Origin of the sequence: Aquimarina sp. ERC-38, from assembly GCF_026222555.1 — a bacterium.
Taxonomy (GTDB): domain Bacteria; phylum Bacteroidota; class Bacteroidia; order Flavobacteriales; family Flavobacteriaceae; genus Aquimarina.
Genome location: NZ_CP098511.1, coordinates 2463017 through 2476858, shown reverse-complemented (window position 1 = coordinate 2476858; position 13842 = coordinate 2463017). Strand labels below are relative to the sequence as shown.

Below are 13842 nucleotides of genomic sequence, written 5' to 3'. Positions count from 1 at the left end.
TATGGAAAGCAAACCTTTAGACCCAAAAGGAAAATTATACTTAATACCTACCCGGCTTGGTGATGATGTCCCTTTAGAAGTGTTGCCCATTTCAATAAAAAAAGTATTAGAACAGGTAAATCACTACATCGTAGAAAATGAAAAACCCGCTAGAAGATTTATTAAAAAAGTAAGTCCTAGTAAATCACAACGCTCTTTAATAGTACATACGGTAAATAAATTTACCGATGCTCTAGAGATTCCTGAGTATTTAAATCCTTGTCTTAATGGAATATCTATTGGGCTCTTATCTGATGCCGGTTGCCCGGGGATTGCAGATCCGGGAGCAGAGATCGTAAAGCTAGCCCATGAAAAAGATATTAAAGTAGTACCGTTAGTAGGACCTTCTTCAATTTTTTTGGCGTTGATGAGCAGTGGTATGAACGGTCAAAATTTTGCCTTTAACGGATATTTACCCATCGATAAAAACGATAGGAAAAATAAAATTAAGGCTTTGGAAAAGCTTTCGTTAGATAAAAACCAAGCTCAGATTTTTATTGAAACTCCTTACCGTAACGATAAAATGGTTACGGATTTGATAACCTACCTTAATGTAAATACCAGGTTATGCATTGCTAGCGATATCACCCTGACTACCGAATTTATTGCTACTAAAACTATTGAAGACTGGAAGATGGAGACCATTGAACTCCATAAGCGACCGACTATTTTTATTATACAAAGGGATTATTAAACAATTTCCTTAGATATGATTTTTACTTTTGCTTTAGCTTTTCTATTTGGAACAATGATAGAAGTGTCATATCCACCAAAACGTTTCATATAATAACGAATAGTTGTGCCGTAGGCATCTTCAAAACCAGCAACTCCTCCGCTTTTTAAATAATCCTTGACTGCACCCGGCCCTGCCAGATGTGCCGCAGCTAAAATCCCAGATTCTGTCACTTTAATACCATTCATCATTTTACCGGAATACTTTTCGATATACTTCCGAAGCACCCATTTGTTTCTGGATACATACGCATAGAATGCCTTTTCCTGCAACTCAGGATTTGCCATAAACTCCCGTGTACTCTTAATTCCAACTAGTGCCAGTGTTCCTTTACTAAATTGGTATTTACCCATATAACCAAATTGATTAATCACCTTATAACTACCCCTTGATTCTTTAAAAGCTAATGCTTCCTTAAACCCATCGAATGTTTTACCTAATACCGGTGTGACAAACGTATTGGTTTCAGAATCATCTACTTCATTAAAATTAGGAGCCAGGTAATAAAGATCCAAACCAGCTGTGCTATAAGAACTGTAATTCGGTTGTTTCTTTGTGGTAAAACCCGTTGCTATAATTCCTGCTGTTGTAAGAATCACAGATATTCCGATCAACTTTTTCTTCATATAAAAAATTTTAAGTAGTCATTCAAATGAATGTTCCCCACTACTCTAAATTTGGATTTGCAAAGATACAAGGTTTTTTTTAATGTAGAAGACAAAAACGTAAAATTATTAAAATTCTAATTATCAATTGTTTATAATAAATTATAAGAAAATTTTAATTACGTTCTAATGATTACCCTTTTGCCCTTATTCACATTTTAAAACAATTTTTGTGTATTTTAAAGATAAAAATCTAACTTATATAGAATTTTAAATCTTTTTCATCTAAACAATTTGTAAGATTTTTCTTAAACTTTCCTACAATTAATTATTTTGTTAAAAAAACCATACTTTTACTTCAAATGAACAAATTTTGTACCTTTTAATGATTTCTAGGTACTTTATAAAATAAAATACCTTTTTCTTTAATTTTAGGTATGATTTTAGTCGTAGTGATTACGTCATACTTACTTATTTTGTACTTATTATTGACTTTAAAATAAGCTAATATGTTACACTAAGTTGAGTTCTATATGGTTGCGAAAAAGCAAACCATAACCTGAAATTTTTTAGATAAGCAAATAAAATTCTTTTTACCTTCGGATTCTTTGCTGGTTAATCCATTGAATGTATTCTTTCCGGTTATTGTTATGTTGTCGTAAGTTTTTAGCGAATTTGTGGTACCCGAAGTTTTGTACATCTGCTACAAAGAAGTAGTAATCATGGTTTTCTTTATTAAGGACCGCATCAATCGAAGAAATATCCGGCATACTGATAAGACCCGGTGGTAACCCCATATATTTATATGTATTATAAGGACTATCTAGTTCTAGGTCTTTAAACAAAACCCGTTTTATTACCGTATCCCATTTTTTTGTTGTGTGTTTAATTGCATAAATAACCGTAGGATCGGCTTCTAATTTCCATTTATCTTTTAACCGGTTTAAGTACACTCCTGCAACCCGAGGCCTTTCGTCAGACTTAGCTGTTTCCTTTTGAACAATAGATGCTACGATACTTACTTCATTAGGATTTAATCCAAGTGTAGTTGCCTTTTCTTTTCTGTTAGTATTCCAGAATCGCTGATATTCCTTAAACATTCGGTCTCTAAATTCAACTGCTGAAGTATTCCAGAAAAATTCATAACTGTTCGGAATATACATTGCCAGTGCATTATTTAGATTAAAATCATGGTCAGCGAGAAAATTTTGATCTTTAAAAGCTTGTATTAAGGCAATACTATCCGCTTCAATTTGGTTGGCAATCCTTCCGGCAAGCGCTTCCAAGCGTTCCTGATTGTTAAACTGAACCCGAATGGCTTTGTTTTTACTTCTTAAGGTATTTATAATTTCGTTATTATTTAATCCTTTTTCAATTTCATACTTTCCGGGTTTAATATTGCTTAGATATCCTTTTTTTTCGGCGATACGAAAAAAAGTAGGCAGATCGTTAAGGAAAGGCCGGATAATTTTTTGAAGTCCGGAAGCATCCGTACCAGTAGGAATAAACAGGACAACTTTTTCTTCTTCGAAATTGGTGTTAGGAGCAAAAACTGCGTTGTATACATAATAAGCAAACCATCCTCCGGCAAGTAACCCGATAATAGCAATAAGTAAAATAATCTTTTTAATGTACATGTATCTTTTGATATAAATATTCGTCTATAAATCTTGAATTGTAAAAATTCCAATCTTTACGAACCCCGGTTTTATGAAAACCTAAACTTTCAAAAAGGGAAATACTGGCACTATTAGTACAAGCGATAGTAGCATATAACTGATGTACCTGCAAATGAGAGGATGTAAAGTTGTCAACCAGTTGGATAGCAGCTTTTGCAAACCCCTTATTTTGTTCATTCTTTATAATTAAAACCCCCACCCCTACTCTTTTATGTCTCGGATTAAAATCATATAGGTCAATAAGCCCTACCGGTTGATTGTGACTCGTAGTAATGACCAGTCGAAGTTGTTTTGTCTCATAAATATCCAAATGTGCATTATCCAGGTATTTTTTTAAAACGGATCGGGAATATGGAGTTTGGGTATCGCTTACCTCCCACACGGATTCATCGTTTTCAATAGTGTATAACAAATTCAAATCTTCCGGTTCAAGAGGCCTTAATTGAATTTGATTATCCTTCAGGGTTACCATGTAATTTCACCTTTAAACACCTGTAGGGCAGGTCCGGTTAGATATACTTGTTGATATCCATTTTCTGTTTTTTCAAAATTAATTACTAGTTCGCCTCCGGGAGTTTTGATGGTAACTTCCGTACTTTTTACTTTATTTTGTGCATGCATGGCTAATGCTACCGCAGTAACACCAGTACCACAGGATAAAGTTTCGTTTTCGACCCCTCTTTCATACGTACGCACTGAAAAAGTATGAGGATTTTCTTGCTCTACAAAATTCACATTAGTTCCTTCTTTAAAATAAGGTGCCCCTTCCCGAATTTTTCTTCCGTTCGCAAACACGTCAAAATTTTCAAGGTCCTTTACAATTTCAACATGATGAGGTGATCCTGTATTCAGAAATGTAAATCCTTCATGTATCTTAAGATCAGATACATTCTTCATTTGTAATTTTACCTGATCTCCGTCGATTATGGCATGATGAGGGCCATCAATAGCTGTAAAATTGGCAGTAGTTGTAATTAGGTTCAGATCTCTGGCAAAAGCAACCAGGCACCTTCCGCCATTACCACACATAGAACTTTCGTTTCCATCTGCATTAAAATACACCATTTTAAAATCATCATTATTGGTATCAGCATTTTCTAAAAACATCAATCCATCAGCACCAATCCCAAACTTACGGTCACAGAAGTGATTAATCATTTTGGTATCATTTTTGGATAAACGTAGAGACCTGTTATCAATAATGACAAAGTCATTTCCGGTACCTTGATATTTATAAAATGGAATTTTCATTTTTGCTTTTTAAAACGGCAGGTAAAGGTACAAAGAAAGTTGAAAAATGCATATTGTTAACAAGGAGTTAAAAGTAGAAAAGAAGTATAGAAATTTGTAATTTTAAGAGACTTGATAAGTCTTAAAAATGAAACACTAATTGAAAACAAAAGGAAAAGAAATATGAAAAAGTTTTTAAGCTTGTTTTTGGTAGCTTTACTGGCAGGTGGTGTTACCTTATTATCGTATAAACTATTTTTGGAACCTAAAGGTGAAGAAGTTGCAACAACAACTTCATTACCTGAAACCAATTATATACCGGTTACTTATACAAATAATACTAATTCAGCTGCTGCCGCAGAAAGTATTGATTTTACGGTAGCTGCCGAAAGAACGGTGAATGCAGTAGTACACGTAAAACAATACGGTACCCGAAGAACTCCCCGTAACTTTATGGAATATTTTAGTAATCAGGGAGAAGAGCAGCGAACGATACAAGGTGCTGGATCCGGGGTTATTATTACCGAAGACGGATATATTGTAACCAATTATCACGTAATTAAAGGAACAGATGACCTGGAAGTTACTCTTAATAACAACAAAAGCTATAAAGCTAAAGTAATTGGGAAAGCTCCACAAGCAGATATTGCAGTTTTAAAAATTGATGCCGATGAAAAACTAAAGTATATTCCCTTCGGAGATTCTAATACGGCTAAAATTGGAGAATGGGTATTAGCGGTAGGTAATCCGTTTAATTTAACTTCTACCGTAACCGCTGGGATTATCAGCGCAAAATCCAGAGACCTGGACGAAACGGATAATAATACACAATCTTTTATCCAAACGGATGCTGCGGTAAATCCTGGAAATAGTGGTGGAGCCTTAGTAAATACTAAAGGGGAACTAATTGGTATCAATACAGCAATTACATCACAAACAGGTAGTTATGTAGGATATGCTTTTGCAGTTCCTTCTAACAATGCTAAAAAAATTGTAAATGATATTCTGGAGTTTGGAGATGTACAACGTGGTATTTTAGGAATAACAGGGGACAATATTACCCCGGAAGTCAAAGAAGCTTTTGATATAAGTGTTTCACAAGGTGTTTTTATTGCTTCAGTTGAAGAAAAAAGCGGGGCCAAAAAAGCTGGGTTACAAAGAGGAGATGTTATTCGTGAGATTGATGGGCTACCTATCCGAAAGTTTTCTGACTTGACCGGATATGTTAATAGTAAAAGTCCAAGTGATGTGATAAAGGTAAAAGTAGTACGGAAGTCTAAAGAAATTGTAGTACCGGTAACTTTATCTAAATTTGAAATTCAATCATATATTATTAGAGATATTGGGGTTGAAATAGCAAACATTCCTTCAAAAGATTATCTGAAAAGATTTAAAGTAGATCATGGGGTAGTCATATCTAAAGCAATTAGTCCTAAAATGCAACGCTACGATATCATTGGATTGATTATAAGCGAAATTGACGGTAAAAAAGTTTATAATGCCGCTCAGGTAAAACAAATTCTTGATCAGAAATATCCGAATGAAGATATTACTATAAGCTTGATTGATAAAAATGGTGAGAAAAGAGAATTTGTTTTTCAGGATTAACAAAGAAATTTAATAAGTATTTAAAAATCCCAATGGTTAAAACCTATTGGGATTTTTTTATTTACCTCTTACGAAAACATTTGAAATTTATACTTTAGCATTCAGAAAATTATAAAACCAAAACAGGTATGAGCAGTAATCAAACATACGAAAAAGAACTTGCCTTTCAAGCTGACAGAAGACGTGCTACCGTTTCTCTGATAAAAATAGTAAGTGATTTATGGTATGACAATGCGGTTGAACTAGTACTTTTTAGAAATCCGTTGATTGATAAAAATGTCAGCGAAATCATTAACCTACATGAATATGCGGGTGAATTTGTTGAAAAACCTATTTCTATTTTTGATTCGGTTGAAATTGCGCAGGCTATCAAATTAATGAAGTTACCTCCTTCCAAAATTGATATTGGCAAACTTACCTTTGAAAATCACATATCAGGTGATGAATTTGGTTCTATCAACCGCTTCGTTCAGAATAAATTAAAAGAAGCTCGAAAGTTTGTACCCATTGTTCCTAAAGATGTAGTGCTATATGGTTTTGGTAGAATCGGACGCTTGGTTGCCCGTGAATTAATGAAAATTACCGGTAAAGGCAGTCAATTAAGATTACGAGCTATCATTACTCGTGGTGCCATCAACCGGGATGTTCTGGAAAAACGTGCTTCGTTATTAAGAAATGATTCTATTCACGGAGATTTTGCCGGTACCGTTGAGGTAGATATTAAAAATAGCGCCTTACTTATTAATGGTACCACCGTCAAAATGATCAGTGCGGACAACCCGGAATCTGTGGATTACTTAAAACATGGTATCATCGATGCGCTACTGATAGATAATACCGGGGTGTATAGAAATAAAGAGGAATTAAGCAGGCATCTTTCTGCAAAAGGAGTTCAAAAAGTACTTCTTACAGCTCCTGCAAAAGAAGTTCCGAATATCGTACATGGAGTCAATCAATTAGAATACGATCCGGATAAAATTGATGTCTTCTCAGCAGCTTCTTGTACTACAAATGCCATCACTCCTATCCTAAAGGTACTGGACGAAGGATTTGAAATTGTAAATGGTCATTTGGAAACAATACATGCATATACTAATGATCAAAACCTGGTAGACAATATGCACAAAAAATACCGTAGAGGAAGAGCAGCCGCTTTAAACATGGTGATTACCGAAACTGGGGCAGGTGAAGCAGTGGCAAAAGCACTACCTTCTCTTAAAGGCAAATTGACTTCAAATGCGATTCGGGTGCCGGTTCCCAATGGCTCTTTAGCGATTTTAAATCTTACTTTTAAGAAGAAAGTAAGCGTAGCCGGAATTAATAAAAGAATTAAAAAATATGCTTTAGAAGGTAACCTGGTAGAACAAATTAAGTACTCCTTAAATAACGAATTGGTCTCTAGTGATATTGTAGGCACCTCTGCCCCGGCCATTTTTGATAGTAACGCAACTTTGACTAATAAAGAAGGAACAAATGCCGTAGTATACGTTTGGTACGACAATGAATATGGATACAGCCATCAAGTCATTCGGCTGGCAAAATACATCGCTAAGGTTAGAAGGTTTACTTATTATTAAAAATCATTAGTGTCCGGTATAGATTCAAGACCCGCCTGCGGACGGGCAGGTCGCTATCGCTTCTGGAACCAAGAATCAAGACTAAGGCTCTAGTTTAAAATAGCGTAGATGATTCTAAATTATGTAAATCAATCCCATCCCCAGCCCTTCTCAAAGGGAAGGTAGCTAAAAGTTCTTTCCTTTGGAAAGGATTTAGGATAGGATAGATAGCTGTAAATAAAATAGTTGAGTTAATTTTGACACACCAATGCTGTTGTAAAATAAAGCCTTATTAACCTTAAAACCAGGTTACTATTAAAAAAGTTAGAGAAGTAACTTTTAAATATTTTAAAGTATAAAATTACCTTATTTTACAAAGCTTGATAAACTTTAACCGGACACTACTATTATAATATACTCTTCGTAAAATAGAAAAATTGCCACTTTCCGCATAAGTTTTACCAACGAAAAATGGTGATGGATTGCGTTCAAAAACATTTTGAACAAAGCAATTAAAATATTTTAATTTATAGACATTATTGTATATTTGTTCGAGTTATTAACATTTTCAAGAAATCACAAATCCTCAACTTTTCTACAGCGCAAAATGTTGATTCCTGTAGAAGATGGCTTAAAATTTAAATTCATGAAATTACTAATATCCTGTTTACTTTTAACATTAAGTTTTTGTTCGATTAACGTGATGACTGCTCAGGAAGAAGCTATGACGGCAGGGCAGGCTTTACGACAAGAAAGTATAGAAAAGCAGTTTGATATGGTAATCAGAAAATCCGGTCGCTATCAGGAATATAAGGTAGTAAAACGTACCTGGATGGATAAGTTAAAGGCTAATACTATTGATACCTTAAAAACCCTTGAAGATAAGTTGAGTACTGCCAGGGAAGAAATTGCAAAGCAGGAAACTACCATCAATGATTTACAAACTTCACTGGGAGATACTAATAAAGACTTAGAAGCAGTTAGTGAAGAAAAGGACAATATGAATTTTATGGGCGTTGCAATGACTAAATCTTCTTATAAAACCATGATGTGGAGTATTGTTGGAGTATTACTGGCCTTGCTAGCATTCTTTATTTTTCAATTTAAAAATAGTAATGCAGTTACTGTAAGAGCTAAAAAAGCATTAGCAGAAACCGAAGTTGAATTTGAAGATCACAGGAGACGCTCACTGGAACGTGAGCAGAAAGTAATGCGAAAACTTCAAGACGAAATCAACAAGCAAAGAAAAGCCGGTACAAAATAACAGGTACTTTAGGTATCTTCCTTCCTTTAAAATAAACCGAAGCATTCTGCCTTTTTGTACCTTTACAAAATGCGAATTGATATTATTACCGTAGTCCCGGATATTCTAAAAAGCCCGTTTGAAGCTTCGATTTTAAAGAGAGCTATCGACAAAGGATTGGTTTCCATACACCTCCATAATTTACGAGAGTATACGACTAATACCTATCGACAGGTAGATGACTATCAATTTGGTGGAGGCGCCGGGATGGTACTAATGATAGAACCCATTGATAAATGCATCAGTAACCTTAAGAAAGAACGGTCTTATGACGAAATTATTTATATGACCCCGGATGGGGAAACGCTTTGCCAACCTATGGCCAATCAAATTTCTATGTATGAAAACATTATTATCCTTTGTGGTCATTATAAAGGAGTAGATCAGCGAGTACGGGATCATTTTATTACCAAAGAGATATCCGTAGGTGATTATGTCTTATCCGGAGGCGAATTGGGTGCTTTGATATTATGTGATAGTATTATTCGGTTGATTCCCGGAGTGTTAGGAAACGAAACTTCTGCCCTTACCGATTCCTATCAGGATAATTTATTAGCCCCCCCAATTTATACCCGTCCCGCGGAATATAAAGGTTGGAAAGTTCCGGATGTATTAACATCAGGTAATTTTCCTAAGATAGAAGAATGGCGGGAAAACGAGGCCTACAAACGTACTCAAGAAAGAAGACCGGATTTGTTGGAGTAGGTTTTGTTTTGTTAGTATTGAGTATTGAGATATTAGTATTGAGTAATAAGTATTGAGATTTTAGTATTGAGTAGTGAGTATGAAGTATTAAGATTTATAGGTTTATTTGGTTAGATGATAGGCTTCTCGGACTTCGGGAGCCTCATCCTCGTTTTAGTTAGTTAGGCAAAAGTGAATAGGCACTGGTTGTTGTTTAAGTTTTACTGTTACTTGTGTTTCTAGTGATATAATTTTTCTAAATTTTAAAACTGTAAAAGCCCTATTCCTCGCTTTAGTTTACTAGGCAAAAGTAAATAGGCAATAGTTGTTATTCTATTATCATCTCTAAACTTTAAAATTGTGGGAATCTCATTTCTCATTTTAGTTTACTAGGCAAAAGTGAATGGGCAATAGTTGTTATTTTATTTCTGATTGGTTTTTTGGTGATATTATTATCTTTAAACTTCAAAATTGTGGGAACTTCATTCCTCGTTTTAGTATACTAGGCAAAAGGGGAATAGGCACTAGTGCTAGTACAATTTTATTTTATTAGTTCTTAGATAACATCAATAATAGTATGATTTTTCACTTTAAAATTGCAACTATTTTTCTCTTTTTATTCAAGGATAGTTAATTTATATTAAGGACTTACAACTCACTTAACTCTGAACTCATAACTCTTAACTAACCAATTCATAATTCTGAATTGAGAACTCCTTCCTTTAGAATTTGTCCGAAACGGTACATATCTTCATACGAACAGTAAAAAGGGGCCGGAGCTAAACGAATAACGTTGGGTTCCCGCCAATCGGTAATGACTTCGTTTTTCATTAAATAATCAAAAAGTGCTTTGCCTTCTCCGTGTAAGAATACGGATAACTGGGTTCCCCGTTCTTCCGGATTAGCCGGTGTGATAATTTCAAAATTTCCAGAGACTTCTGTTGCGACCTCTTTTAGAATAAACTCAAGATAACTGACTATTTTTTTTCTTTTTTCAATCAAAGCCTGCATCCCTACTTCTTCAAATAATTGAAGCGAAGCTAAATACGGAGCTAGGGAAAGTACAGAAGCATTACTTACCTGCCAGGCATCGGCATTAGGCATAGGTTCAAATTCCGGTTTCATTTGAAAACGAACCTCTTTACGGGTACCCCACCATCCTTCTAATCGGGGGATATCTGTTTTTTGATGATAGCGTTCGTGGATAAAACATCCGGAAGCATTCCCCGGTCCGGCGTTCATGTATTTATAACTACACCAGGCGGCAAAATCCACATCCCATTCGTGTAATTTGAGTTCGATATTTCCTACTGCATGTGCGAGGTCCCATCCTACAAAGGCACCGGTTTTTTTTCCTGCTTTGGTAATCTGATGCATATCAAATACCTGTCCTGTATAATAATTAACGCCTCCGATAAGAATCAAAGCACATTCGGTACCGACTTCTTTAATTTTTGAAATAATATCTTCGGTTCTAAAGTTGTGTTCACCCGGTCTTTTTTTGATTTCGACCATAACTTCATCCGGATCTAAGCTATGAAAACGTATTTGGCTTTTAATTAAATACTGGTCAGATGGAAATGCTTTTTCTTCACAAATGATTTTAACCCGCTTCCCTTTCGGTCGATAAAAAGTAGCCATTAACAAATGTAAATTAACCGTAAGGGTATTCATTACTGTTACTTCAGAAGGTGAGGCTCCAACCACTTTAGCTAAAGGTGCTGCTAACCGCTCGTGGTAATCCCACCAGGGTTTATCCGCATGAAAATGTCCTTCTACTGCCAATGCTTCCCAATCTTGCATTACCTCATCTACATATTTTCTTGCAATCTTAGGTTGTAATCCTAAAGAATTGCCCGTAAAATAGATCACCGGTTTATTATCTACTTTCGGAAAATGAAAATGTGACCGATAGGAAGCTAATGGGTCCTGATCGTCCAGATTTTTAGCGAAGGATAGTGTGTTTTCAAATAGCATAGACACTTTTTATCAAAAATAAGCAATTAAAACCTGGCCTTATACAAGGTTTAGGCGTGTAAATGAAATTTTAAGGAATTTTAAAATTCGGTAGAAAAAGATACCTTTGAACAAATTGAAATAAAATGCACTTTCTTCCCGAAGCCCTGGACGAATACATTGTCAATCATTCTGAAAAAGAACCGGATTTATTAAAGCAACTTACCCGGGAAACCTATCAAAAAGTGTTACAACCTAGAATGTTAAGCGGAGCCTATCAGGGGCGGGTGCTTAGTATGTTATCCAAATTAATTCGTCCTAAACAAATTCTGGAAATCGGAACCTTCACCGGATATTCTGCCTTATGCCTGGCAGAAGGCCTTTTACCAAACGGTCAAGTGCATACCATTGATAGAAATGAAGAACTGGCTGAATTTCAAGAGCGTATTTTTTCGGGTTCGCCTTACTCTAAGAACATTAAACAATACACCGGGGAGGCACTGGATATTATACCTAGGTTATCTTCAACTTTTGATCTGGTTTTTATAGATGCGGATAAACCGAATTACCCGGCCTATTTTCACTTAATCATTGATAAAATGAGCTCCGGCGGAGTTATACTTTCGGACAATGTGTTGTGGAGTGGAAAAGTGATTCAAGAAGTCTCTAATAAAGATGAATCTACAAAGGCCTTGCTCCAATACAATAAATTATTAGCCGAAGATCCCCGGGTTGAAAGCATTATGCTACCTATCCGTGACGGACTGACAATTAGCAGAATAGTTTAGTTTTTTAAATGAGTATTGTTATAACTAGTTATGGCTAAAGTCCTACTTTTAAAGGGTCTCTTTTATCGTCCATTCGTTTAAGAGCATTTGTTTCGTAAACCCGTTTAAGCATAAACATAGGACGTTCTAAGGTACCTTCCCATTCAAACAATTTTTTAAATAATTCACGAACTTTTTCCGGATATTTATAAGCTAAATTTTTCTTTTCACTAATATCTTCAGCAATATTATATAACTCCGCTGGTCTATCCGGGTAACGTAACAATTTCCAATCTCCATTACGTACCACGCCCCTACTTTCTTTCTTCCAAAATAGATATTCATGAGGATGCTCATTCTTCTTTCCTGTGATATATGGAAGAAGGTTTACACCGTCAATATCGTTTAGGTCGGCGGTATCTCCACCAGCCACACTATAAAAGGTAGGTAATACATCCAGCATACTTACCGCAGCATCATATGTAGTTTTAGGTGGGATGACCCCAGGAAGTTTTATAATACAAGGAACCCGAATTCCTCCTTCTAAATGATTTGATTTACTACCACTCAGAGGATAATTACTAGTATGTGTTCCCACAGGTCCTCCATTATCGTTAGCGAAAACCACTAAAGTATTTTCTTCTAATCCCAGGGATTTAAGTTTATCTATAATCATTCCGCAAGCTCGATCCAGAGCAATATTCATTCCTGCCAGTTTTGCTCGTTTTCCGGTTAAGCCTAATTTCTCAGCTTCGGCTAAATCCTGGTCAGTTGCGTGTAAAGGGCTATGTACTGCGTTGAAAGACATGTACATAAAGAAAGGCTTATCCTGATTTTTTTCTATAAAGTCACAGGCTTTAGCAGCCAAATCATCAGTGAGATAGTCTTCAGGTTCTTTGTAGAAACCGAAATTAGTTTCAAGGCGGTCCTCAGGTCTGCTCAATGCTTCTTCAAGAGTCAAAGGAAAAAAGCTTCTGGCCCCGCCCCTAAATCCGTAAAACTCTTTGAATCCCCTGTTTAAAGGATGATACCGATCAGCATTACCCATATGCCATTTACCCAGAATAATGGAAGTATAACCCAAAGTATTTAAATAGTTGGCAATGGTTTTTTCATCTAAGGGAAGTCCCATGTCATCTTTGATATCTCTGGAATTCTTACTCATATAACCCGGTACATTATTTTCTTCAAAACCAAAACGTTGTTGATACTTACCGGTAAGAAGACCAGCTCTAGATGGTCCACAAACGGCAGCCGTGGTATAAGCTTGCTTAAAAACCACACCTTCGGAGGCTAACTTATCCAAATTTGGGGTGTGAAAGGTTTTACTACCCTGAAATCCAAAATCGTGATATCCGGCATCATCCGCAAACAATAAAACGATATTGGTCTTTTGTGCGATACTACTTTGGTAAGTAAGTAAAAGTAATGTGGTAAGTAAAGTGTAACAAAGTAATCTTTTCATCTGTAGTTTTGTTAAAAAACAAAAATACATGATCTAATAATACCTTCCCTACACTTTTAAAAGTTCATAGCTTAAGATTATCAATTGAATTATTAGAGAAAACAACTAAAATTTCCATAATTAAAAAAACTTTGCTAGATTTTCTTCATCCGAGAAGTATTTTGAATGAACTAAAAAACCTTCAAAGTCAGGAAAGACTTTAAAGGTTTTAATAAGT

Annotated in this window: 12 protein-coding genes; 6 read left to right on the top strand and 6 right to left on the bottom strand. The window is 35.4% G+C overall.

Annotated features, from left to right (window positions below; translation table 11 throughout):
* Position 1 precedes the first annotated feature (1 nt).
* Positions 2-733 (top strand): SAM-dependent methyltransferase, encoded by a 732-nt coding sequence (locus NBT05_RS10255; RefSeq protein ID WP_265769775.1) that lies wholly within the window; start codon positions 2-4, stop codon positions 731-733.
* Here the strand turns inward: NBT05_RS10255 and NBT05_RS10250 are convergent.
* The 4 genes from NBT05_RS10250 to dapF form a co-directional block, all read right to left on the bottom strand.
* Complete coding sequence (locus NBT05_RS10250) at positions 730-1398, bottom strand: peptidoglycan-binding protein LysM (protein ID WP_265769774.1); 669 nt, start codon at positions 1396-1398, stop codon at positions 730-732. The two genes, NBT05_RS10255 and NBT05_RS10250, sit on opposite strands and share 4 nt — an antisense overlap.
* A gap of 572 nt (positions 1399-1970) precedes the next feature.
* The gene (gene mltG, locus NBT05_RS10245) at positions 1971-3014 is read right to left on the bottom strand and encodes an endolytic transglycosylase MltG (protein ID WP_265769773.1); all 1044 of its coding nucleotides are present in this window, start codon (positions 3012-3014) and stop codon (positions 1971-1973) included.
* On the bottom strand, positions 3004-3528 hold the full coding sequence (locus NBT05_RS10240) for a GNAT family N-acetyltransferase (RefSeq protein ID WP_265769772.1): 525 nt from the start codon (positions 3526-3528) through the stop codon (positions 3004-3006). Before NBT05_RS10240 ends, mltG begins: the two co-directional genes overlap by 11 nt.
* Positions 3522-4307, bottom strand: coding sequence for a diaminopimelate epimerase (dapF, locus tag NBT05_RS10235; RefSeq protein WP_265769771.1), 786 nt, complete (start codon positions 4305-4307; stop codon positions 3522-3524). The genes NBT05_RS10240 and dapF overlap by 7 nt, the downstream gene beginning before the upstream one ends.
* Positions 4308-4469: 162 nt before the next feature.
* Between dapF and NBT05_RS10230 the strand changes: the two genes are divergently transcribed.
* The 4 genes from NBT05_RS10230 to trmD all read left to right on the top strand — a co-directional run bounded on the left by NBT05_RS10230 (position 4470) and on the right by trmD (position 9458).
* Positions 4470-5894, top strand: a complete 1425-nt coding sequence (locus NBT05_RS10230) for a trypsin-like peptidase domain-containing protein (protein WP_265769770.1) — start codon at positions 4470-4472, stop codon at positions 5892-5894.
* A gap of 128 nt (positions 5895-6022) precedes the next feature.
* Positions 6023-7471: a glyceraldehyde-3-phosphate dehydrogenase gene (locus NBT05_RS10225; RefSeq protein ID WP_265769769.1), complete on the top strand. Its 1449-nt coding sequence runs from the start codon at positions 6023-6025 to the stop codon at positions 7469-7471.
* Between the two features lie 625 nt (positions 7472-8096).
* Positions 8097-8714, top strand: a complete 618-nt coding sequence (locus tag NBT05_RS10220; protein ID WP_265769768.1) for a tRNA (guanine-N1)-methyltransferase — start codon at positions 8097-8099, stop codon at positions 8712-8714.
* 69 nt (positions 8715-8783) lie between these two features.
* Positions 8784-9458, top strand: a complete 675-nt coding sequence (trmD, locus tag NBT05_RS10215; protein ID WP_265769767.1) for a tRNA (guanosine(37)-N1)-methyltransferase TrmD — start codon at positions 8784-8786, stop codon at positions 9456-9458.
* A gap of 672 nt (positions 9459-10130) precedes the next feature.
* On the opposite strand, the gene kynU is transcribed toward trmD, so the two are convergent.
* On the bottom strand, positions 10131-11414 hold the full coding sequence (gene kynU, locus NBT05_RS10210) for a kynureninase (RefSeq protein ID WP_265769766.1): 1284 nt from the start codon (positions 11412-11414) through the stop codon (positions 10131-10133).
* A 125-nt stretch (positions 11415-11539) separates the two neighbouring features.
* On the opposite strand from kynU, the gene NBT05_RS10205 reads away from it, so the two are divergent.
* Positions 11540-12181, top strand: a complete 642-nt coding sequence (locus NBT05_RS10205; protein ID WP_265769765.1) for an O-methyltransferase — start codon at positions 11540-11542, stop codon at positions 12179-12181.
* Between the two features lie 34 nt (positions 12182-12215).
* On the opposite strand, the gene NBT05_RS10200 is transcribed toward NBT05_RS10205, so the two are convergent.
* Positions 12216-13625 carry a sulfatase gene (locus NBT05_RS10200; protein WP_265769764.1) on the bottom strand — a complete coding sequence of 470 codons (1410 nt, stop codon included), beginning with the start codon at positions 13623-13625 and terminating at the stop codon, positions 12216-12218.
* Positions 13626-13842: the final 217 nt, after the last annotated feature.